The organism is Actinokineospora sp. HUAS TT18, assembly GCF_051364635.1.
In the GTDB taxonomy this organism is placed as follows: domain Bacteria; phylum Actinomycetota; class Actinomycetes; order Mycobacteriales; family Pseudonocardiaceae; genus Actinokineospora.
The window spans coordinates 6637913-6660844 of sequence record NZ_CP195645.1 but is presented as its reverse complement, the minus strand read 5'-3'; the positions used below and the strand labels follow the sequence as shown (position 1 = coordinate 6660844).

Annotated in this window: 16 protein-coding genes; 5 read left to right on the top strand and 11 right to left on the bottom strand. The window is 70.2% G+C overall.

Annotated features, from left to right (window positions below):
• Positions 1-33: 33 nt before the first annotated feature.
• Positions 34-3324 carry a S8 family serine peptidase gene (locus ACSHT8_RS30980; protein ID WP_436494991.1) on the bottom strand — a complete coding sequence of 1097 codons (3291 nt, stop codon included), beginning with the start codon at positions 3322-3324 and terminating at the stop codon, positions 34-36.
• 123 nt (positions 3325-3447) lie between these two features.
• Complete coding sequence (locus tag ACSHT8_RS30975) at positions 3448-4023, bottom strand: dihydrofolate reductase family protein (protein ID WP_436494989.1); 576 nt, start codon at positions 4021-4023, stop codon at positions 3448-3450.
• 179 nt (positions 4024-4202) lie between these two features.
• Here ACSHT8_RS30975 and ACSHT8_RS30970 point away from each other — a divergent pair, with 179 nt between their 5' ends.
• Positions 4203-5471: a hypothetical protein gene (locus ACSHT8_RS30970; RefSeq protein ID WP_436494987.1), complete on the top strand. Its 1269-nt coding sequence runs from the start codon at positions 4203-4205 to the stop codon at positions 5469-5471.
• On the top strand, positions 5468-6535 hold the full coding sequence (locus ACSHT8_RS30965; RefSeq protein WP_436494985.1) for a transporter substrate-binding domain-containing protein: 1068 nt from the start codon (positions 5468-5470) through the stop codon (positions 6533-6535). The genes ACSHT8_RS30970 and ACSHT8_RS30965 overlap by 4 nt, the downstream gene beginning before the upstream one ends.
• A 47-nt stretch (positions 6536-6582) precedes the next feature.
• On the opposite strand, the gene ACSHT8_RS30960 is transcribed toward ACSHT8_RS30965, so the two are convergent.
• The 5 genes from ACSHT8_RS30960 to ACSHT8_RS30940 all read right to left on the bottom strand — a co-directional run bounded on the left by ACSHT8_RS30960 (position 6583) and on the right by ACSHT8_RS30940 (position 14386).
• Positions 6583-6939 carry a CU044_2847 family protein gene (locus ACSHT8_RS30960; protein WP_436494983.1) on the bottom strand — a complete coding sequence of 119 codons (357 nt, stop codon included), beginning with the start codon at positions 6937-6939 and terminating at the stop codon, positions 6583-6585.
• Positions 6940-6949: 10 nt separating this feature from the next.
• Positions 6950-8410, bottom strand: coding sequence for a VWA domain-containing protein (locus ACSHT8_RS30955; protein ID WP_436494981.1), 1461 nt, complete (start codon positions 8408-8410; stop codon positions 6950-6952).
• On the bottom strand, positions 8407-10596 hold the full coding sequence (locus ACSHT8_RS30950; RefSeq protein WP_436494979.1) for a tetratricopeptide repeat protein: 2190 nt from the start codon (positions 10594-10596) through the stop codon (positions 8407-8409). The genes ACSHT8_RS30955 and ACSHT8_RS30950 overlap by 4 nt, the downstream gene beginning before the upstream one ends.
• Entirely contained in the window at positions 10593-12107 is a 1515-nt protein-coding gene (locus ACSHT8_RS30945; protein ID WP_436494977.1) for a S1 family peptidase, read from the bottom strand. Before ACSHT8_RS30945 ends, ACSHT8_RS30950 begins: the two co-directional genes overlap by 4 nt.
• 182 nt (positions 12108-12289) lie before the next feature.
• Positions 12290-14386 (bottom strand): alpha-L-fucosidase, encoded by a 2097-nt coding sequence (locus tag ACSHT8_RS30940; RefSeq protein ID WP_436494975.1) that lies wholly within the window; start codon positions 14384-14386, stop codon positions 12290-12292.
• A 268-nt stretch (positions 14387-14654) separates the two neighbouring features.
• On the opposite strand from ACSHT8_RS30940, the gene ACSHT8_RS30935 reads away from it, so the two are divergent.
• The 3 genes from ACSHT8_RS30935 to ACSHT8_RS30925 all read left to right on the top strand — a co-directional run bounded on the left by ACSHT8_RS30935 (position 14655) and on the right by ACSHT8_RS30925 (position 17941).
• A complete protein-coding gene (locus ACSHT8_RS30935; protein WP_436494973.1) occupies positions 14655-15758 on the top strand; it encodes a 2Fe-2S iron-sulfur cluster-binding protein in 1104 nt (367 codons plus the stop codon).
• A gap of 58 nt (positions 15759-15816) precedes the next feature.
• Entirely contained in the window at positions 15817-16782 is a 966-nt protein-coding gene (locus tag ACSHT8_RS30930; RefSeq protein WP_436494972.1) for a hypothetical protein, read from the top strand.
• Between the two features lie 118 nt (positions 16783-16900).
• Positions 16901-17941 (top strand): hypothetical protein, encoded by a 1041-nt coding sequence (locus ACSHT8_RS30925; protein ID WP_436494970.1) that lies wholly within the window; start codon positions 16901-16903, stop codon positions 17939-17941.
• Between the two features lie 52 nt (positions 17942-17993).
• Here ACSHT8_RS30925 and ACSHT8_RS30920 read toward each other — a convergent pair whose 3' ends face one another.
• The 4 genes from ACSHT8_RS30920 to ACSHT8_RS30905 form a co-directional block, all read right to left on the bottom strand.
• Positions 17994-18884 (bottom strand): methyltransferase domain-containing protein, encoded by an 891-nt coding sequence (locus ACSHT8_RS30920; RefSeq protein WP_436494968.1) that lies wholly within the window; start codon positions 18882-18884, stop codon positions 17994-17996.
• A gap of 18 nt (positions 18885-18902) precedes the next feature.
• Positions 18903-19502 carry an NADPH-dependent FMN reductase gene (locus ACSHT8_RS30915; protein WP_436494966.1) on the bottom strand — a complete coding sequence of 200 codons (600 nt, stop codon included), beginning with the start codon at positions 19500-19502 and terminating at the stop codon, positions 18903-18905.
• Positions 19503-19507: 5 nt separating this feature from the next.
• On the bottom strand, positions 19508-21268 hold the full coding sequence (locus ACSHT8_RS30910; protein WP_436494964.1) for an AMP-binding protein: 1761 nt from the start codon (positions 21266-21268) through the stop codon (positions 19508-19510).
• A gap of 159 nt (positions 21269-21427) precedes the next feature.
• On the bottom strand, positions 21428-22906 hold the full coding sequence (locus ACSHT8_RS30905) for an aminotransferase class III-fold pyridoxal phosphate-dependent enzyme (protein ID WP_436494962.1): 1479 nt from the start codon (positions 22904-22906) through the stop codon (positions 21428-21430).
• Positions 22907-22932 lie beyond the last annotated feature (26 nt).

Sequence of the window (22932 nt, the reverse complement as noted above, 5' to 3'; positions counted from 1 at the left end):
ACCGTGACCGGTCAATTCATCGGCCGTGACCGGTCAGCTGATCGCGATATCCGTTCGGACCACCGTCGTGCCTGGCAGGTCCGGTCCGGTCATCTCCGTGGTGACCGTGCCGGTCCCGGGCTCCGTCGCCCGCACGCTGACCGTGTAGGAGACCGAGGCACCCGGCGTCGGCGCCGAGCTCGTCACCCGCAGGTCACCGGTGGGCAGGACCGCGGCGACGTCGCCGCCGCCCAGGTTGTTCTCCGCGCCGACCAGGAACGGCTGGCCTGGGTGCGCGGGCAGGTCCGCCGGGTTGTAGGCGAAGGTGATGTCCTGCGTCCCGTCGATGCCGATCCACACCTGGAACACCCGTCCGGACGCGGTGCCGAAGACGTTCACCTGGTACTCGAAGACGAGCCACGAGTTCACGCCGTCGGTGAGCACGCCGACGTAGACGCCGGGCCGCCCGGTGCCGTCGAGGTCGGTCCAGAACGGCGCGAGGATGTTGTTCGGCCGGGCTGGGCTCGCGCCCGATGGCAGGTCGCAGCAGTTGTTGTCCTCGGCGGTGCCGCCGCCCGCGACGAGGTACCCGTTCGAGTCGACGCCGACCCGGCTGTAGGTGACTCCGTTGTAGACGAACGCCGGAACGTTGAAGTTGATGAGTTCCTCGTCACCGATCGGCGTCGGCGTGATCCCGAAGGCGGACAGCGGGATGTAGCCGAACAGCTCCCCGGGATCGACCGACGGCACGCCGGGGATGGCGCCCGCGAGCGGGACGTTCAGCTTCTGCACCGTGCGGTTGTTGACGATGGTCGCGTTGGTCGCGCCCGCCACCCTGAGCTTGTTGTTGAGCCTGGTGGTCAGGTTGACCGTCGTGTCGTCGAACGAGTTGTTCGTCGCGGTGACCTGGCAGGTGCTGATCCCGTTGACCGCGACCGCGGCGGGCGAGCACTCGCTCGCCAGCGTCACCTGCGCCGCCTGACCGGTCTTGTAGGCCACCGGCAGGTGCAGCGTCGGGACACCCATCTTGGTCGGCACAAGCCGGACCTCGCCGAAGTACTGCGCGGGGGCGGCCTGCGACTCGATGGTGATGGTGAGCTGGACCGACTGGCCGGGGTCGAGGGTGAAGTTCCTCGGCTGCACCGTGATCGTCGCCCCGGCCGGGGCGGTCGTCTCGGCGTTGTAGCGCACCTTCTGCCCGCTGACGTTCTTGGCCGTGCGGACGGTGCTCAGCTTGCCCGGCATCACCTTCGCGTTGACCGACGGGATGTTGAGGTGCACGGCGTTGAGCGGGTCGTTGCCCAGCAGCGCCATGTTCGTCGCGGTCTCGTCGAAGGTCAGGCCGGGGAGCCATGCCTTGTTGAGATCGATGCGGCCCGCGCCGAGGTCGAACGGGTCGGCCTTGGTCACCAGGTCTTCCTTGACCACATTGGTGTTCGCGGTGGTCATAAGGCCGGACTTGATCTGGCCGGGTGTCCATCCGGTGTTGATCGCCTTCAGCAGGATGGCCGCGCCCGCCGTGTGCGGGGAGGACATCGACGTGCCCGCGATCGCCTGGAAGTACTCGCCGCCCGGCCCGGAACTGACCGACTCGACGACCGGGGTATCACCGGCGAGGATCTGCACGCCGGGCGCGGTGACGTCGGGCTTGATGAAGTGGCCGCCGGGGCCACGCGAGGAGAACGCGGCCATGACGTCGCCCTGGCCCGCACGGGCTTGGCCCGCGGTGAACTGGGCGGTCTCCCCGGTGTGGGTGCCCATGAAGCCGAGGAACCCGGTGCCGTTGGGCAGGTGGACCACCGGGAGCCAGTGGGTGTCGGTGAGGGCGTCGGCGAGGGTCGGGTTGTAGAGCACCATGCCGACCGCACCGCCCTGCAGGACGTTGAATCCCTTCAGCACCCGGCCAGGGCTGCGCTCGCAGGCCACGATCTTGCCGGTGAACGTGCCCGGTGCGGCGGGCGCGTCGCACAGCGGACGCGAGTACGGCGCGTCGCTCGCGAGGACGATCGGAGCCGGTCCCGCGCCGGGGGTGATCGAGGCGCCGTCGGCGGTGAAGGTGTCACCGTTCGACGCGGTCACGGTCAGCGTGGAGGCGAACTCGCGGGTCTGGGTCGAGGCCGCCACCGTGGTCACCCACGGCGACAGGTGCGACGCGGTGCTCGCGCCCGGTCCGGAGTTGCCCGCGGAGGCCGAGACGAACACGCCGGCGGCGTAGGCGTCGAGGAAGGCCAGTTCGGTCGGGTCGGTGAACGGGTCCTCGCCGCCGGAGATCGAATAGTTGATCACGTCGACGCCGTCGAGGATGGCCTGGCCGACCGCGGCTGTGGTGTCGGAGGGGAAACAGCCCGCGGGACCGCAGACCTTGTACTCCATGACCCACGCGCCAGGGGCGATGCCGTGGATCGGCGCCTGCGCGCGACCGAGGACGGTCACGTTGCTGACGATGTTTCCAGCGGACGTGGACGCGGTGTGGGTGCCGTGCCCGTTGCTGTCCCGGGCCGTTCCCGCGAACACGTCGTCGCCTTGGAGGATGTCGTAGGTGTCGGTGAAGTGGGCGCCGCCGACGAGCTTGCGCTGGCAGACGAAGACATCGACCGCCGGGGTCAGCGGGTTGTCGCCGAAGTTGCACTCCCTGGACGGCGCGGGCGGTGCGGGCATGTTGCCCAGGTCGGCGAAGGACGGGTGCTCCGGCCAGACGCCGGTGTCGAGGTTGCCGTAGAGGACGCCCCGGCCCGCGTTCGCCGTGGAGCCGAGTTGGTTGTACGCGCTCGGCGCGCCGAGGAACTGGGGGCTGGAGTCGGTGAGGATGTGGTTCATCGAGTCCTGCTGGACCGCGACGACGTTGGGGATCGCCAGGATGTCGGCGATCTTGTTGGCGGGCACCGTGGCCGACACGCCGCCGTAGACCGTGCGGAGCGAGCGGCCGATCGTGGCCTGCGATGTCCGCTTGGCGAGTTCGGCGGCGAACGCCTTCTCCTGGTCGGCCGCGAAGGCGTCGTACTTCTGCTGGGCGGCGGTCTTGTCCTTGAGCTTCTTGCCGGTGACCGACGGGCTGGTGGCTTCCAGGCCCCGGCGCCCGCCCGCGTAGGTGGCCGTCGAGTCGTAGTCCAGTTTGATCAGGACTGGGACGGGCGCGCTGTCGGTGCGGCCCAGCAGGGACGGGTCGGTCTTGGCCAGTCGGCTGGTCGGCGACTTGTCCGCCGTCACCCGATCGGCTGGGGACAGGGTCTCCCCACGCAGATCGGGTCCGGCGGGCGCGGCGACCGCGTCAACACCCGCGGTGCCCAGGAACAGGGGAACTACTGCCGCCAGGACCGCAGCCCGGACGGTTCCACGACGCCTCATGGGTGTGCCTCCAAGTCGGATGCGAACACCAGAGACGTCGCCGATCGGGTGAATCTGTTACCCCTTTGGAACCAGACGAACCACCCGAACGGGCCACGACTACTAGCGGTGACCTACCGCGGTTCACTCCTCGGTCTTGGCGGCGGGCCGGTAGGTCTGGAGGAGCACGTTCGGTCCGACGTTGCGGGATTCGACGAGTTCGAGGTCGGCGGCGCTGTTGTTGAAGAGGCGCTTGCCGGTGCCGAGGACGACCGGGTGGACCATCAGGCGGTATTCGTCGATGAGGTCGTGTTCGCGGAGGGTGTCGATGAGCACGGAGCTGCCCGCGATGAGGATGTCGCCGTCGTGGGCGGCTTTGACCTTGGCGACCTCTTCGGCGACGTTGTCGGCGATGACGGTGGTGTTGTTCCAGGTGGCCTCGGTCAGGGTGGTGGAGACGACGTATTTGGGCATGGAGTTCATCTTGTCGGCGAACCCGGCCTCGTCGGTCATCTCCGGCCAGGCGGCGGCGAAGGCCTCGTAGGTCTTGCGGCCCAGCAGCTGGGCGTCGGCGGCCATCAGTTCCTCGAACTTGAACGCGTCGCCGTCGGGGGCGGGGTTCTTGAAGCTCCAGCCGCCGTGCTCGAAGCCCTCGGCGCCGCCCGGGTCCTCGATGACGCCGTCGAGCGAGACGAACTCGGTGACAACCAGCTTGCCCATGACGATCTCCTTGCGGTCTCGGTGTCGGCGCCTGTCCGCCGCTTCACCCAACCGACGACCGGCACCCGGCCGAATCGACAGGTCCGCCGAGAAAAGTTTCCGGATCACCGAAACGGGTCCGCCGCGCCGCCCGATGGGCAATGATGATCGAGTACGCGGAGTCAGGGGGTGTGCACGCGGTGAGGTCATCCCGGATCGGCAACGCCAAGGCGTTTCTGCGTCGGACCGAGGGCAAGTTCACCTCCTGCGCCGTCGCGGTCGCGGTGGCCGCGCTCGTGGTGGGCGGGCTCGGCTGGGCCGCGGTGGCGCAGCGGCAGGGACAGCTCGACGAAGCCGTTGCGCGCCAAGGGGAACTGACATCGGCGGCGCTGGACGTCTACCGCGGGCTCGCCGACGCCGACGCCGCAGCGCTCAACGCCGTGCTGGTCGACCCGCAGCGCGCGGTGCCGGTGCGGGCGGGGTTCCGCGAGGACATCTTCGACGCCGCCGACGCGCTGCGCGGGGCGGCGACCCGCGGGGTCGACGAACGGCCGCGCGAGCAGGTGCGGACCATCACCGACCTGCTGCCCGAGTACTCGCGCCTGGTCGAGACCGGCTGGACGAACCTGCACGCGGGCAACCCGGTCGGCACGTCGTACCTGGCCCAGGCGTCACATCTGGTGCGCAACCGGATGCTGCCGGAGGCGAACGCGCTGCGCGCGGAGCAGACCTCGGCGCTGGTCGCCGCGCAGCGGGCCGCGGGTGACACGCCCTGGCTGACGCTCGGCGCGGGGGTGGCGACGCTGGTCCTGCTGCTGTGGACGCAGGGGTTCGTATACAAGCGAACGCGGCGCAAGGTGAACCGCGGGATGGCCGCGGCGACGGTGCTGACCGTGGGAGCGCTGGTGTGGCTGTCGGCGGGCGTCGCGATCGCCGGGTCGCACGGCGACGACGGCGCGGACGCCGTCGAGCACCTGGTCGCCCCGCTGGCCGAGGCGCGCAACCTCGGCCGGGAGGCCGACGGCGTCGAGGCGCGCATCCTGATCTTCCCGAAGGTCGGCGACATCGCCACCCTGGAGACGAAGCTGAGCAGCATCGACACGCTGCTCGGCTCGGTGGGCGACGCCGCGGAGGTGGCGCCTGCGGCCGCGGCGCTGCGGGCGTGGCGCGACCACGACCGCCCGCTGCTGGCCCAGGCTCAGTCCGACGGGCAGACGCCGCCGGTGTTCCAGGAACTCGCGGTGATGGTCACCCAGGTCAACGCCGACGACGGCCGCACACACGCCGAGCGGCTCGACCGGGCGCTCACCGAACTCATCGACAAGCACACCGCCAAGGCACGGGAGTCGACCAACTCGGCGCGGTCGGCGCTGGGCCGGTTCGACCTGGTGTTCCCGGCGCTCATGCTCGCCGCCGCCGCGGCGGCCGTGTGGGGGCTGCGCCGACGGATCCTGGAGTACTACCGATGAAGGCAGCGCTCGTCCTCGCCGTGATCGCCGCGCTCGCGGCGTGCTCCGCGCCCGCCCCGCAGCCGCGGTCGGACCGGGCGGCGCCGCCGGTGCTGCCCGACGGGTACACCGAGTCGCCGCAGAGGAGCCAGCCCGAGACGTGCGATTTGACCACGCGCGACCCGCGGGAGGGGCCGCGCGGTGACGACGGCAGGCCGACCGGGGACAAGGTCAGGCGCATCCGCGAGAAGAACGAGCTGGTGGTCGGCGTCAGCCAGACCGCGCCGTTCTTCAGCAAGCGCGACCTGGTGACCGGCGAGCTGGTGGGGTTCGAGATCGACATCGCCCAGCGGATCGCCGCCGCGCTGCTCACCGGCTACACCCCGGGCGATCCGCGGCTGCGCCTGATCACCCTGCCGACCGGCAGCCGCCTCACGGCCCTGGACACCGATGCCAACGACGCCGCGCGGCGGGCCGACCCGGCGGGCAAGGAGATCCCGCACGTCGACCTGGTGATCGCCGACGTGAGCATCACCTGCGAGCGGCAGCGGACCTACGGGCTGACCTACTCCATGCCGTACTTGTCCACCAACAGCGGCCTGTTGGTGCGCACCGGGCTCAAGGACGTGACCGGGCCCGCCGACCTGCGCGGGCGGAAGGTCTGCTCCGGCAGGCGGACGACCAACAGCGACGAGATGATCGAGCTGCGCGACCAGCAGGCCACGGGGCCGGGCGAGCCGATCATCCCGGTCGCGGTCGCCGACACCAGCGAGTGCCTGATGCTGCTGCAGCGCGGTCTGGTCGACGCGATCTACACCGATGTGCTGATCCTGAAGGGATACCAGCAGCAGGACCCGGGGACGGTGCTGCTCGACTACCACGACTCAGACGACGGCAAGGGCCTCGGCAAGGCCGGGATCGCGGTCAGCGGCAAGGACGACCAGATCGACCTGGTGCGGTTCGTCAACCGCGTGCTCGGCGAGATGATGGACGACGGCAGCCTCCAACGCGCCTACGACGCGCGGTTCGCGGAGGTGCCCGCGAGACACCGGCTTCCATTGCCACCCAACATCTACCGGCCCTGACACTGCCGACGCCGAGAGCTTCCGTTGCCGCCCGACATCTGTCTGCCCTAGGACTCCTCGACCACTTCCTCCTCGACGGGGATGTCGTCGCGCCGCCACTTGAGTTTGACCTCGAACTGGCCCTGCACACCGGTCCGCGCGATCACCGCGCCCGCCTCGACGTCGAGTTTCATCCCGAACTTGAGTTCCACCTCGTCCGGCGGGCGGGACATGGCGGTGAACTGGGCCAGCGCCTCGGCGGCGGCGTCGCTGACGTGGGCGACGGCGTTGCCCAGGGCGCCGCGCAGTTCGCGCACGACCCGGGCGGGCCTGCCCGCGCGCGCGACCTCGGCGTGGCCGTCGACCTCGACGATCACGGAGCCGCCGTTGGCGAGGGGGAAGCGGGCGAGTTCGAAATCAGGCATGTGGGCTCTCTCAGTTCAGCGGACTGCCGCAGGCGCCGCAGAAGGCGGCGGTGGCGGGCCAGGTGTTGGCGCAGTTCGGGCAGGTCACGTCCGGTTCGGCGGGCGCGGACGGCAGCGGGGCGCCGCGGTCGGAGGCCGCCGACACCAGGGACGAGTCGATGCTGCTCAGGCTCGACATGGTCGACCCGACGGCCACCGACCGCAGGTCCACGGCCAGCAGTTCGTCCTTGACCCGGACCACGCCCGCCGCCGGGTCGCCGACCGGCTCGACCAGCCGCAGCAGCCGGGTCAGCACCTTCTCGTTCTCCAGCCGCGTCGCCAGCGCCACCGCCTTGCCCCACTCGGCGGCCGCGGTGACCAGGTCGCCGTTGTCGTGGGCGTCGCAGCCGCGCAGGACCGCGAGGCGGAGATCTGTCTGGCCGGTGTAGCGGGCGATCAGCGGGTCGATTCGGCTGGACTGGGTGAGGTCGTCGGTCCAGTGCGCGAGGACGACCTTCGGCGCGCACGCGCGGACGAACTCGGTGGTGCCGGGTTTGCGGACTTCCAAGTCGACGCGGGCGACGCGGATGTCGGTGTCGAGGGTGTGGCCGGTGGAGTCGACGGCGAGGCGCAGGTGGTACTCGCGGGTCTCGGCGGCCCACGAGCCGGTGGTGAACGACATCGCGCCGGGGGCGATCTGCTCGCCGGTCAGGTCGGCTTCGGCGGGGTGGGTCTGGCGGAGGAAGCCCAGTTGGGTCGACCCGGTCGTGCGGACCACGATCCGCAGCTCCGGGACCAGCTTCGCCATCGCGGCGCGAGTCATAGCCGCGAAGTCGGCGGCCAGTTCGGCGGGCTGTCGCACCGCGTCGGCGCTGCCGTGCAGTGCCTCGGAGATCCGCAGCAGCTCCCGGGGATCCCAGTCTGCGCCGATGCCGCGCGCGTCGCAGGAGAACGCCGAGCGGCAGACCGCGAGGACCCGGTCGAGCACGTGCGGGGGCTCGTTGTTGCAGCCGTCGGTGAGCAGGATGACGTGCCGGACGGCGGTGTCGTGCGGGGCGAGCAGGCGGTGGGCCATGGTGAGCCACTTGCCGATCTCGGTGCCGCCCCACGCGCGCAGGCCCTGCACGGCCTCGCGTGCCTCGGCCCTGGTCCGGATCGTCGCCTCGGCCATGCCCTCGGCCGGGTAGACCTGCCGGGCCTCGTCGGTGCCCTCGATGACGGCGAACAGCGACCCGTCGGTCAGCGCGTCGATCGCGGCCCTGGTGGCCCGACGGGCGGCGTTGATCTTGGTGGGCGGCTGAGCCATGGAGCCGGAGCAGTCGATCGCGATCACCTGCGCGACCTTGGCCGAGCCCGACGCCGCCGCGCCGGTGGCGGTGACCACCAGCGCCGCGTGCGCCTCGTCGTCCTCTGTGGACAGATACGCGTTCTGGCTGACCACCATGCTGAAGCCGGGTGGGTTCTCCACGGGGTCGTCTTCCCTTCGGCTCATGTGAGGGTGAGCGGGCGGTGCTCGTTGGCCAGGTCGACCAGGTCGGAGTGGTGGTCGCGGGTGCCGGACTGGTGGGCCAGCGCCCGGTAGCAGACCTCCAGCCGGGTGCGCAGCGCGACCTCGTCCGCGCCGGTCGGGCTCGCGCCGAGGCGGGCCTCCAGCACGACGGTGTCGAGCCGGGTGCGGGACTGGCCGGTCGGGGCGCCGCCGTCGAGGTAGAGCGCGGCGAGCCGCGCGGTCGCGGCGTCGAGGTCGGCCGCCGTCGGCCGGGCACCGTCGAGGACGCCGCTGAGCACCCGGACCGCGGCGATCCGCGCGGCGTCGTAGTGCCGTGACACCGACGGGGTCTCGTCGAGCAGGTTCACCGCGGCCTGCCGCTCCCCCGCCGCCAGCCGTAGCCGGGCCAGCCCGAACGCGGCGCTGACGGCGGACCGGTCTCGCCGCCACACCGCCGAGTAGTGCGCCTCCGCGTCAGCGCGGCGGCCGTCGTGTTCGGCGCAGAAGGCCAGGGCGAGTTTGGGCGCGGCCTCGCCGGGCAGGTCGGCGTAGACGGCGTCGAACGACTTGGCCGCGGCCTTGATGTCAGCTCCGGCGAGGTGCACCAAGCCTTGGTGCCACGGGATTCGCCAGTCGTCGGCCAAGCTCTTGGCCTCCGCCAAGCCGTCGTTGGTCGCTATCCAGTCGCCCGCGGCGAGGCCCGCCCGGCAGCGGGCCAGCGCGGACTCGACGGTGTGCGGGTCGGCCTGCTGGAGTTTGGCGAGCACCCGGTGCGCCTCGTCGGCGTCGCGCAGGTCGGCGGCGAGGAAGTCGGCGGCCGGGTCGTCGGTGAACACCCGGGGCGCGGGCAGCCCGACGGCGACCGCGGCCGGGGTGGGCCTGCCGTCGGACAGCGGCAGGTCGGTCAGGGCCACGCCCCGCGGCCGGTCGAGCCACCGGCTCAGCGGCGGCACCTGGCCGAGCGCGTCGCCGAGCAGGATGCCGAACGGGTCGAACAGCTCCGACTGGTCGGGCCGCGGCTTGCCGTCCCGCAGCGAGGCGACTTCCCGCAGCACGCCCCGCAGCTGTTCGGCCATGTCGGACGCGGAGGGGAACCGGCTGTCCGGGTCGGTGTGCTTGGCCCTGGCGCAGACCCGCAGGAACGACTCGATCCCCACGGCGATGCGCGGCTGGTCGGTCGCGCCGCCGTGCTGGCCGGTGCGGTCGGCGGTGGCGAGGTAGAGCTGGCGCAGTGTCTCGCCCACGGTGTGGAGGTCGGAGGCCACAGTCAGCCCGCGTTCGGCGATCTCCGCCTTGGGGACCTGGAAGCCGGGGGTGCTGACGACCGGGCTGGTCCGGTCGCCCATGCGCCGCACGCCGCCGAGGTCGATCAGCTTGATCCGGTTCCCGCGCTCGCCGTGCCTGCCGGAGCGGATGATCACGTTCTCCGGTTTGAGGTCGCAGTAGAGCATTCCCCGGTCGTGCAGGTATTCGAACGCGGCCAGGATCTGCAGCCCGCAGGTGATGACGTGCTCGACCCGCAGCGGCTCCCCAAGGGGCGGTTCGCCGCCGTGCCGGGACCGGGCGGCGACCTCGCTGAGCACGAACCCGTCGACGTACTCCATGACGATGTAGGCGCGGCTGCCCACGTGCGGGTCGGGGTGGCTGACGAAGTTGAAGATCCGCACGATGTTCGGATGGTCGATCGTGGTCAGCGCCTGGCGCTCGGCGGTGGCCAGATCGGCGTCGCCGACGTCGATCAGTCCTTTGAGGACAACAGGGTTGTCGTCGAGCTGGGTGTCGCTGGCCAGGTAGATGTAGCCGAGCCCGCCGCTGGCGATGCAGCCTTTGACCTGGTACTGGCCGCCGACGACGGTGTCGGGGTCGAGGCTGGGCTTGAAGGAGTACGGGGTGCCGCAGGACAGGCAGAAGCCGGACGGCAAAGGCGGGAGGACGCGCTGGTCGGGGCAGTCCGGATTGGCGCAGCGCCGCAGCCGCTGCGGGATCTGGAACTCCCGCATGATGCGGCTGGACGGATCGGGGAAGTCGAACACCGGCAGCGAGAACGGGTCGCCGTCGCGGGGCCTGCGCGAGCCGGTCGTGGACGACTGGGTGGACTCGGTCTGCGCCTGCGGCGGGTGGCCGCAGGTGTCGCAGTAGCCGGTCTCATCGATCGACCCGACACAGCCGAACCTGGTGCACGCGGTCATCGGTTCCCCTCCGCCAGAGCTTGCCGCACGGCTTGCTGATAGGCCCGCACCGCCGCGTGCACGGCGTCGGGGTCGACCGGATCGGCGGCCAGCAGGTCGTCGGCCTTGCGGTACACCCGCGACAGCCCAGGGTGCTCGGCGAGCCCGGCCGCCGCCGCCATCGCGAACCACGCGCTCAGCAGCCCGCGATCGTCGGCCACCGCGCCACTGCGCGACCGCGCCTTCCGCGCCCGCCGCTCCGCCCTGCGCACCCGCCGCTCGAACTCGGCGAGTTTGCCCGCCACGAGCCCCGAATCCACCGCCGCCGCTTTGCGCAGCAGACTCAGATCCAGCCGCCACGCCTCCCCGTCCGCCCCTTCTGCCAACGCCGCCACCCGCGGCGCCAAAGCGTCGAGCCGAGCGGTCACCGCGTGATCGGCCAGTTCCCGCGCCGCGTCAAGGCTGGCGGATTCATTCCGTCGAAACCCGAGCACCAGCCGAGTTCCGTTTCCCACCAACGGTTTGAGGACGTCGTCGACCAGCGCGTGCGGCTCCTCGGCCGCGTCCACCCCGTCGACCACGATCGTCATCGGCGGCGCCCCGGCCCGCAGCCGCTCACTCGCGGTCGCACCGCCCACCGCCAGCCCGGCCCGGTCCACGATCCGGCGCGAAACCTCGTCGACCGAACACCCCTCGACATCCAGCGCGAGATCCACCCCGCCGACCGACTCCCCCACCGACCCCCGACTCGACACCGCCACCGCCCGCCGAACCGCGTCGACCTCCGGGCCCAGCACGATCAGGACAGCGGCCCCGTCGTGTCGACGCCGAATCCACTCGGCCAGCTCGACGGCCTGCCCGACCAGTTCGCCGGGGCCACGGAAGATGGGGTCGATCCCGCTGTCCCCGACCACCCACTGCTCGACCACCGGCAGGTGCGCCACGATCGCCTCGACCGGCAACATCCAGGAAAGCCCGGCCGCGTCGTGGGTGTACTCGCTGACGACGATGCCGAGCACATCGCCGGTCTCGTCATCGGCGACCCCGGCCCCACTGAAACCGGCGCGAACGCGCTGGTCCTCAGCCGATCGTCGGTTCATCTGCAGCCACTCGGCCCCCGCCGCGCCCGCCAGCGTCATCCGGCTCCAGACGCCGATCTCCAGGCCACTGCCCAGCGGATACCCGAGGGCGTGCACGGCCCGATCCCAGGTCAGCGCGACCCGCCGGAGCTTGGCGACGGCCTCGATCGGCTGCGGACTGTCCAACTCCAGGAGGGCGACGTCCCCACGCTCGTCGTCGGTCGGGGGAACGCAGAGGTCTTTCGCGATGCGTGCGACCGAACTCGGCTGCCCGGGCAACGCGACCAGATCTACGACCAGATCTTGGACGCCGAGAACGACGTGGGCGCAGGTCAGGACCCGCGCCCGATCAACCAGGACTCCGGCGCCGAGTACGCGCCCATCCGCGTCCCGCACCCGAACCCGCCACGGCTCCCCACCGTGGGCAAACGGTCCCGCACCACCGGTCACCATGGGCACGATAATCGGAAGGGCCAGGCCACAAGGATCATGCTAGCGACCCCACCCGATCGGCGTAGCGATCTCGCGGTGGGAGCAGCGCAAGAGCGGGTTGCTCCCTCGTGCGGGTAAGGCGCAGGGTCCCGCGCTCCCCCAAAGAAGGGAATCCGCAGGCCCTGCGCTCTTGACCCGCCTGCTTAGCTCGTCACGTCCAATCGGTCCACCAACATGTAAGTCCCGTTCTTCTTCACGCCCTTCAGTGTGTGCGTGCCTGGGGTCAGTCCTGTAGCGCGATACACGGCCTGTTGGGTCAGGCGGGGACCTGACGTCGCGTTCACCGTTGTCTGGAAGACGTTGTCCAGGTAGATGTCGATCTGGCCCTCGTCGGAGAAGGTCTCAGTGAAGTAGTCGATCCCGGTCCCACTGAACGTGTAGCTGAACGAAGCGCCGTTCGACGTCGTGTAGTGAACGTCATCGGCGTAGTCGCCGAAGCCTCGGGCTGAGCTGACGCCCCACGAACCGGCATAGGTGGCGACAGACCCGTTGTTGATCCGCGTGTTCCCAGCCGAGGGATAGAGCTGGGACTTCGGCACGATCTCCGCGGGCGTGTTCGGGCCGGCCCAGATCAACTTCAAGTAAGCCTCGCCACCGGCCTCGGTGTGCTCGACCTTGATGTCATACCGCCGCCCAGCAGCCAGCACAACACTGCCCTGATCAACCTTCACCGCGTGCGGCGTCAGATTGTCGATCACCAGCCGACCGTCGATCCACACCCGGACCGTGTCATCCGACGCGGTGGTGAAGGTGTACTTCTCCGTTCGCCGGGCCTGGATCGACCCGGTCCACCGCGAAGAGAAGTTGTCCGTGGGAATCGACGACGCCGGAGATCCCCCGGCCCGCCACGCGTAGTTGATCGTCGGGTCGACCCGCGTCACCGCTGGCGTCCCGGAGAAAATCTTGTTGGCCCAGAACTCCGCCTTCAATCCAGTCCCCGTGCCAACAGCAGCCGCTCCGGGAACGGCGATGTCCGCCTCGATCACCGTGGCGATCGCGTTCGTGGCCGAGCCGGACGGGGTGAAGTCATAGCCATCACCGGCTGCCTGCACCGCAACCGTTTGCGCGCTGCCGAGCACCCGAGCCCCGGTGATCGTCACCGGAGAAGTCGTGGTGACATGCAGCTTCGGCGACCAGGCGTAAACAGCCAGGTAGAGCTTGTTCCCCTTGCGGGTGATCTTCCCCCAACTCGGCTGGCTCACCACCCCGGGATAGCCGGCTCCGTAGATCGCGGAGCTGTTGACGGCCATCCAGTCGCCCATGCCCTTCAAGGCGTTCGACTGGCCCGCCGTCACCGCGCCTGTCTCGGTCGGGCCGATGTTCAGCAGGAAGTTGGCACTGTTGCTGGTCAGGTTCAGCAGGTTCCTGGTCAACTCGGTGGGGGACTTGAAGTTGCTGTCCCAGTCGGCGTAGCCCCAAGTCCCGTTGATCGTCATGCACGACTCTTCGATCTGCGCGACCGGCGGTCCGCCCGCGAGGTTCTGCTCGGGGGTGCCGTAGTCCCCGTCCACCGGCCTGCGCGCGATCGAGCGGTTGTTGATGACCACCGACGACGACAGGCCCCGGACATACGCCTCCAGATCCTCGCCGTACGCGGCGTTGAAGGGCGCTCCCCACTCGCCGTCGAACCAGAGGACCGATGGGTCGTACCGGGTGACCAACTCCCTGAGCTGCGCCTTCATCCTGCTCTGGTAGGCGGGGAAGTTCGTCGCGTAGTCGGGGTCGTGCCAGTCCCAGATCGAGTAGTAGAGGCCGAACTTGATGCCGTTGGCGCGGGCCTCGGTGGCCAGTTCCGCGAGCAGGTCCCGCTGGAAGCCCGAGCGGTCGCGGATGTTCCAGTCGTTGACCGCGGTCGGCCACATCGAGAAGCCGTCGTGGTGCTTGGAGGTGATGACGATGTACTTCTGTCCGGCCTGCTTGGCGATCCGGACGATCTCCTTGGCGTCGAACGCACTCGGGTTGAACGCCGCCGCCTTCGCCTCGTAGTCGCTCCACGGGACGTTGCAGTTCCGCTTGATCCACTCGGCGTCGCGGCAGGTGCCGTAGCGGCCCTTGTAGGCGGCGTAGACGCCGTAGTGGATGAACATGCCGAAGCGGTCGTCCCTGAACCACTGGGTCCGCGGCGCGGTGAGGGCGTCGTCTGAGACGTAGTTGTTGCCGGGTGCGGCCGCGGCAGGGACGGCTAAACCTCCGATGGCTAAGGCCAAACCGGTCAGGGCGACAATGAGATGTCGACGCACGGAAACCTCCAGATCATCCGAGCTATCCATCTGACATGCAGGGTTTACGCTGGGCGCCCAGAGTGATGGTCTTGTTACATCCGATCTATTGTCAAGATCGATCCGCGCAGTGCGGCCGTTCAGGTCATACCACTGCTACACGGATACATCGGAGGTCTAGCCGCGACTTTACATTTACCTCTTCTTTGTCGAGTCGTCATGGATTACGCTACCCGTCAGTAGCTGTACGTAGACACTTGGTTTGTCGAGATACGAACAAGGAGCAGCCATGTCGACGGTGGAAGCACGGCGTGGGTCCGGCTGGCGCAAACTGCTGCGCCGCTCCGACAAGCCCCGCGACGGCTACCACCGCCTCACCGTCGCCGAGGTGCGCAGGCTGACGCCCGACAGCGTGGCGATCACCTTCGCCGTGCCGGACGAGCTGCGGGAGACGTTCCGGTTCCACGCGGGCCAGCACGTCGGCGTCCGCGTCCACCTCGACGGGACTGAACTCCGCCGCACCTACTCGATCTGCGCCCCGAGCACCTCCGGCACCCTGCGCGTCGGGGTGCGGGCGCTGCCGGGTGGGCGGATGTCCGGCTGGCTCAACGAGACCGTGCGGGTCGGCGACGTCCTGGAGGTCATGCCGCCCACCGGCCGGTTCACCCTGCGGCCCGACCCGGCCGCGGCCCGCCACCATGTCGGCGTCGCCGCGGGCAGCGGGATCACGCCGGTGCTGTCGATGCTGACGACCGCGCTGGAGGTCGAGCCGGACAGCCGGTTCACCCTGCTCTACGGCAACCGCACCGAGCAGTCGACCATGTTCCTCGACGACCTGCGCGCCCTCGCCGCCCGCCACCCGGAGCGCCTGCGGGTGCTGCACTTCCGCGACGGCGAGGACGGCCAGGACACCGACCACGTCACCTACGGCCCGATCACCCCCGACCGCCTCACCGGCCTGCTCCCCCACCTCGGCCCGGTCGACGGCTGGTACCTGTGCGGGCCCGAACCCATGGTCGACGCCGTCCGCGGCGCGCTCGCCGACCACGGCACCCCCGACGACCGGGTCAACCTGGAGCTGTTCACCCAGTCCCGTCCCACCCGGACCACGACCGCCGCGACCACGATCACCGCGACCCTCGCGGGCGGAGTGTCCACAGTAGACCTCTCCGGCAATGAGACCGTCCTCGAAGCCCTGCTCCGCGCGGGCACCCCCGCGCCGTTCAGCTGCATGGGCGGCGAGTGCGGCACGTGCAAGGCGAAAGTGCTGGTCGGCGCGGTGGAGATGGACCGCGACAACGCTCTCGAACCAGACGAGCTCGACGCCGGCTACGTCCTAACATGCCAGTCGCACCCGACCACCGCGGAGCTCCACGTCGACTACGACAGCTGACCCAGCCAACCCGCCCGAGATAGTCGGCAAACGGCCGCCGGGACTGTACGGTTCGGGCATGTCGCAGCCGCCGTACCGACCGTCGGGTCAGCCGCAGCAGCCCCACCGCCCCGGTGACCAGCCGGACTGGCAGCAGGGCGGATACCAGCAGCCCGGCTACGGTCAGCCGCAGTACCAGCCGGGCTACCAGCCGCAGTACGAACAGCCTGCCTACGGTCAGCCCCAGTACGAGCAGCCCCAGTACGAGCAGCCCCAGTACGGTCAGCCGCAGTACGAGCAGCCGCGCTACGAACAGCCCCGGCACGAACAGCCCAGGTACGAGCAGCCCCGGCAGCACCGCCCGGAGCCCGCCCAGCGCGCCGAGCCCCGCCCGCAGCGGCCCAGCGCACCCCCGTCCGGCGGTGGCGGGTTCAAGCTCCCCGGCGTCGGCCTGATCATGACGATCGTCGGCTCGCTGGTGCAGATCTTGTGCCTCACCGTGCTGCCCTGGGCGAGCGCGGGCAACGACCCGAGGTCCCTGTTCGAGCTGTGGGACACCCTTTCCAAGGGCGGCGTCAACAGCTTCGGCGACCTCTACGTGGTGTTCCTCAGCTACCCGCTGATCATCCTCGGCATCCTCCTTGCCTTCGCCGCGGTGCTGGAGTCGGTGGCGATGAAGGTGGTGTGGGGCGGGCTGATGCTGATCGGCCTGGGCTACCTGCTGCTGCGCTTCGGCTTCGGCCCGCTGACCGGCACCTTCGGCGAGAACGACTTCGGCACGCGGGAGATCGTCCTCGCCGTCGCCGCGCTGGCCGCGGTGGTGCTGGTCGTGTTCGTCCTGAAGTCCGCGGTCACCATGTTCCGCCGGATCGCGGGCCTCATCCTGATCGCCCTGTCCGGCGTGCACATCTACGGCGTCATGGACCTGGTCAAGGGCATCGACCTGAGCGACCTCAGCGTCGGCGCGTTCGGCCCGTCGGTCGGCTACCTGCTCATCGGCGTCGCCGCCCTGATCGGCCCGCGCCGCTTCGTGCCGGGCGCCTGACGCCACCCAGGTTCCCCACCGCGAGAGGTGGAGGTTTCCTGGTCCCCGCGTGAGCCGCGCACGACGACTCTTGGAGATGCCCCCGGGCGACGAACCCCGGGGGAATCCAGGAGGAGACATGATCAACAGAGCCAGGCGCTTGGCCACGGCGATAGCCGCGGTGGTGGTCGCGATGACGGGAATCGTGGTCGGGACCGCCACGCAGGCCGCGGCGGCCGGTCCGGCGCAGCTGCCGCTCGTGACGTTCTTCAACGCGGGCACCGGGGACTACTTCACCACCAGCCAGCCGCAGTGGACCTGCCAGTACTTCGACACCTGCGCCGATCACCCCGACTACGTCGCCGTCGGCAGGCAGGGCGACGTGTTCAACCCGGACAACCCGCAGCCCGCGGGGACGGTCAAGCTGTTCCATTGGTGGAGCCCGGACCGCGGCGACAACTTCCTCACCACCGACCCGAACTGGGCGGGCAACGTCGGCGACCGCCGGGTGTCCGGCAGCGAGTACACCCTGTTCCGCATCGAGGGCTTCGTGAACCCGGCCCCGGCGAGCGCGGGCCCGCTGACCCTGCGCAGCTTCTGGAGCGGGGCCAACCTGGACAACGCCGCGATCGTCCGGTTCCCCAACAGCACGACGCCCGCGGGTTACTCGTGGTACCGCAACGAGGCCGACCTGATCCGGCCCGTCTCCGCGGGGCTGACCGGCTGCCAGACCAACGCGGCTCCCCGGCACACCCTCACCTCGTGGCACGCCGCCGCGAACACGTTCAGCACCTACGGCTCGCCGTTCGGCCTGCGGCGCGGCGACGCGCTGCACCTGAGCGCCACCGGCTTCACCCGCATCGACGGGTGGGGCACCACGGTTCCGGTGATCGGCCTGTCCGGGCACCGCGCGGGCGACGGGTTCCCGCTGCCCAGCGAGCCCCCGTACACGCTCATCGGCAAGGTCACCGCGGGTGGCGCGTTCGTGCAGGGCCGCTGGTTCGAGGCGAACACCTGGTTCCCGGTCGTCGGGCACCGGCTGTCCAACGGCACCATCACCAGTGGGCCGTGCGTCTTCGTCGACCCGGCCGTCGGCGGCCAGTTCCAGGTCGGGATCAACGACCCGACGCTGTGGGACAACGGCGGCTACGCCGACGTGACCGCCCGCCAGTGGTTCTGACCTGAAACGCCGGACGCGCCGTGGGCCCGGGAGCCCACGGCGCGTTCCGGTGTCAGCTGGGCTTGACCGCGGTGTAGACGCCGTAGTGCATGACGTCCTTGTCGTATGCCTGCTTCATCAGCGGGACCGAGTTGAAGAAGCGGAAGATGTCGGCGCCCTTGGCCTTCACCAGCTTCCACACGTAGGACGGGTCGCGCACCAGCGGCTTGACGATGTCGGCCGACAGCTTCCACGTGGCCTTGACGTTGTCGGTCCAGTCGGCCTGGGCGACGTCGACGTAGCCGAGGTCGGCGCACAGCTTGGCGTAGTGGTCCAGCGGCAGCACGTGCGAGATGGCGAAGTCGCGGTAGAGCCTGCGCAGCAGCTTGACCTCCTTCGGGTTCAGCTGGTCGTCGCGGCTGGTCCAGGTGGCCACGACGAGGCGGCCGCCCGGCTTGAGGATGCGCAGGTTCTCGGCGAGGTAGGCGCGCTTGTCGGGCATCAGCTCGCAGGACTCCATCGACCAGATGACGTCGAAGGTGTTGTCCTCGTAGGTGGTGTGCAGCGCGTCCATGACCTGGAAGTGGGTCTTGTCGCCCACCCCGGCCTGCGCCGCCTTGTCGGTGGCGCGCTTGACCTGCTCGTGGCTCAGGGTGATGCCGTCGACCGTGCAGCCGAGGTCGGAGGCGAGCATGATCGCCGAGGCGCCGATGCCGCAGCCGCTGTCGAGGACCTTCGAGCCCGGGGCGATGCCGCCGAACTTGATCAGCTCCTGGGTGGTGCGCTGCTGGGCGATGTCGCGCGGCACGTCCTGGGCGTCGAGGTCCCAGTAGCCGTGGTGGATGTGCTCGCCCCACAGGTCCTCGTACAGGTCGACCAGCTTGTCGTAGTGGTCGCGCACGGCCCGGTGCAGGTCCTCGACCGAGCCTTCCTGGCTCAGACCGGTGTCGGTGGTGGTGCTCACGTCTCTCTCCTAAGGGTTTCAGACAGCGGTGACCAGGCGAGTGCCCGCGAAGTCGACCACTTGGCCGACGAGGATTTCGAGTCTGCGCATCAGCCGGGCGTCCGAGCGCAGCGCAGCATCGATAGCACTGCCGGCGGACCCATTGATGGTTGTTTCCAAAGTGGACAGTGGAACCGAGTTCACCGTGACGGCCATGGGCGTGACCCAGCCGCGCAGGCACAGCACCGCCGTGCGCAGCTCGGCGACCGCCGTCGCCGCGCCGTGCTCGCTCCAGCCGACGGCGACGGTGCCGACCACGCGCCCGTCGAGGTAGGCCGGGGTGTCCCCGGCCAGGTCCTCGACGTAGTCCAGCGCGTTCTTGATCAGCCCGGACACCCCGCCGTGGTAGGTCGGGGTCACGATGATCACCCCGTCGGCCCGCCGCAGCGCCGACAGCAGCTCCCGCGCCGCCCGCGGGCGGTGGGTGGCTCCCGGTCGGTACAGCGGCAGGTCGAGGTCCTCGGCGGTGAGCACCGTCGAGCGGGCGCCGTGCACGGCGGCGAGGTCGGCGCAGGCGGCCAGCACCCGCTCGCTCACCGATCCCGGGCGCAGCGACCCGCCGACGAGTGCCAGTTCCACGCCGGTCACCCGCCCAGGACGCCGGCCGCCACCGCCGCGGCCACCTGCGGACGCTGCAGCTTGCCGCTGGAGGTCTTGGGCAGGGTGCGCGCGCTGACGATGATCACGCGGGCGGGTCGGACGCCGGTGTGCTCGGCGACGGCCCGCTCGACGAGCTTGGCGGTGTGGGCTGCGGTGGCGGGATCGCGGTGGTACTTCGACTCCACCACCATGACCATCTTCTCGGTGCCGCTGGCCGCGTCGGGCACGCCGACCGCGGCCGCGGCGCCGGGGCGGACCCCGTCGACGGTCTCGGCGGCGCGCTCGAAGGTCTGCGGCTGGTAGTTGCGGCCCGCCAGGATGATCAAGTCCTTGCTGCGGCCGGTGACGAACAGCTCGCCGTCGCGCAGGAAGCCCAGGTCGCCGGTGTCGAGCCAGCCGTCGCGCAGGTCGAGCACCGGGTCGGCGGGGCCGTTGATGTAGCCGGTCATCATCGACTCGCTGGCCACCCGCACCCGGCCGATGTGGCCGTCGGGCAGGTCGACGTCGTCGCTGTCGCTGACCCGCACCTTGGTCCCCGGCACCGGGATGCCCGACGAGACGTACGGGTGCGCGTCCTCGGTCGAGCGCGGCGGCTCGGCGATGCCCGTCTCGGCCATCGCCGCGCGGGACACCACCTCGACCCGCGGCGCCGTGCCGACCGGCGAGAACGTCGCGGCCAAGCCCAGTTCGGCCATGCCGTAGCAGGGCCGCATGGTCTCGACGGGGAAGCCGAAGCGGCCCATCGTCTCCTGGAACTCGCGCAGCGTGCCCGCGTCGACGACCTCGGCGCCGTTGAACGCCTTGCGCCAGCAGCTCAGGTCGAGACCGGTCAGGTCGATCTTGCGGGCCAGCGACGCGACCAGGCGGTAGGCGAAGTTCGGCGCGGGCGACAGCGTGGCGCGGTACTGGTGGATCAGCCGCACCCACCGGTCGGGCCGGGTGCCGAAGGCCAGCGGCCGGATCAGCACCGACGGCAGCGACAGCAGGAACGGCGTCATGGTGGCGCCGACCATGCCCATGTCGTGGTGCAGCGGCAGCCAGCTCGCCAGCAGGTCGCCCTCGCAGAACGGACCCGCCAGGCCGATCGCCGACGCGGCGTTGAACACCGCGCGGTGGCTGAGCACGATGCCCTTGGCCGCCGACGTGGTGCCCGAGGTGAACTGGATGAACGCCGGGTCCTCCGGGTCGGCGGTCAGCACCGGCTCGGCGACAAGCCCGTCACCGAACGGCGGGCTGATCACCGTGACCCGCATGCCCGCCAACGCCTCGGCGGCGTCCTCGCGCAGGTTCTCCGCGCACACCAGCACCTGCGGATTGGCCACGGCAACGATGTGGCGCACCCGGTCGAGCCACAGCTGCTTGCGGCCCGCGGTGAGCGGCGGCTCGACCACCGACGGCACCGCGCCGAGCAGCGCGGCGCCGAACAGCCCGGAGAGCAGGTCGGCGGAGGTGTCCAGGCACAGGCACACCCGCCCGCCCCGGGTGAGCCCGGCCGCGGCCAGCGCCGACCCGGCCGCGTGGGCGCGGTCGTGCAGGTCGGCGACGGTGATCCGCTGGTCGGACTCTGGCTCGTCGGGCAGGTAGAAGGCCACGGCGTCGGGCTCGCGTCGGGCGCGTTCGACGAGGGTGCCCGCCACGGTGCCCGCCGTGCTCAGCTTGGCCACAGCTGCGTTCGGGTCGGGGACGAAGCCGCGCCGGTCAGGATGGACTTCGAGGTCGGCTCTCAGACCGCTGTCGATGCTCATGGTGACTCCGCAAGGTGTTCGGGGTTCAGGGCATCACGAAGGAGATCGGTGGCGCCAGCTCGGTGCCTGACTCCGCTTGATTGGCACAGTGTTCAGGGCATCACGAAGGAGATCGGTGGCGCCAGCTCGGTGCCTGACTCCGCTTGATTGGCACAGTGTTCAGGGCATCACGAAGGGGAAGCCGTTGCGGCCCATCTCGCCCGCCGCGTCGATCACGGCGTCGACGATGGTGTCCACATCGGATTCAGAGTGCGCGTCGCCGGTGTAGAACATCGGCATGCTGAGCGTGTAGACGCCGCGCCTGCGCAGCATCAGGGTGAGCACGGCCGGGCCGAGCGGGTTCACCGCGGCGCCGAACTCGCGGTAGGTACCGTAGGACTCCTCCTTGACGAACCCGAAGGTGCCCGCGAACGCGCCGAAGCCGAGCAGTCGGATCGGGATACCGGACTCGGCGCGGAAGGCGGCGAGCCGGGCCTTGATCCGGTCGACCTTGGCGTCGGTCCGCTCGTAGAACGCCGGACCGGCCTCACGCAGCAGGTTGAGCGAGGCGTACGACGCCGCGATCGACAGGTGGTTGGCCGAGTGGGTGTTCACCACGAAGGTCTTGGTGCCGATGTCGCCGAGCGAGGTGCCCGACGTGGTGGCGATCTCCAGGAACTCGGCCTTGCCGCCGATCGCGGCCAGCGGCAGGCCGAGGCCGGAGACGACCTTGCCGTAGCAGTACAGGTCGGCGGGGATGTCGTACTTGCCCGCCGCGCCCGCGGTGCCGAAGCGGAAGCCGGTCAGCACCTCGTCGAGGATGAACGGCACGCCCAAGCCCTGGCAGCGCAGCGCGACGTCGCGGACCTCGGGGATGGTCTGTTCGACGTAGGGCCACGACTGGCAGGCCGCGTCGGCGATCACGCAGGCCAGTTCGTCCTTGTGCTTCTCGATCAGCGCGCCCGCCGCTGCGGCGTCGTGCGGCAGGATCAGGATGTTGACGTCGGCGGTGCCGGTGAAGGCGTTGAGCGGCTCGATGCCGTCGGCGCCGATCTCCGGGAACGGGTTGACCTTCGGGTGGCCGTGGGCGAAGAACGAGGTGTTGCGGGCGGCGACGTCGTGCACGCCGTGCCAGCAGCCCTCGAACTTCGCGACCAGCTTGCGGCCGGTCTTGGCGCGGGCCAGCCGGATCGCGGTGCCGGTGGCGTCGGTGCCGGAGTTGAGCAGGGCGAACTTCTCGCAGTGCGGGATGAGCTCCTTGAGCAGCTCGCCCAGTTGCAGCTCCAGCGGGTTGAGGTAGCCGTTGCCGGGTCCGCGCAGGGCCTGCTCGCGGACGAAGTCGACCACCGGCTGCGGGTTGTGGCCCCACAGCGACTGCCCGCCGAAGCCGAGGTGGGAGTCGATGTAGGTGTTGCCGTCGACGTCGGTGAGCGTGCTGCCCTGCGCCTCGGCGACGGCCAGCGGGAACATCGGCGCGTGGAAGGGCAGGAACACGTGGTTGGTGACCACGTGCTCGCGCACCTGCCCGGCCAGCGCCAGCGACTTCGCCTGGCGCTGCCCCAGTTCGGTGAACAGCTCGATCACCCACTGCTGCGACAGCAGCTCGGTGACGATCTCCTGCGGCGTACGGGTGTCCGGCCGAGTCTCCGCGATGGTCATGGTTATTCGCCTGTCCTGTATTGATC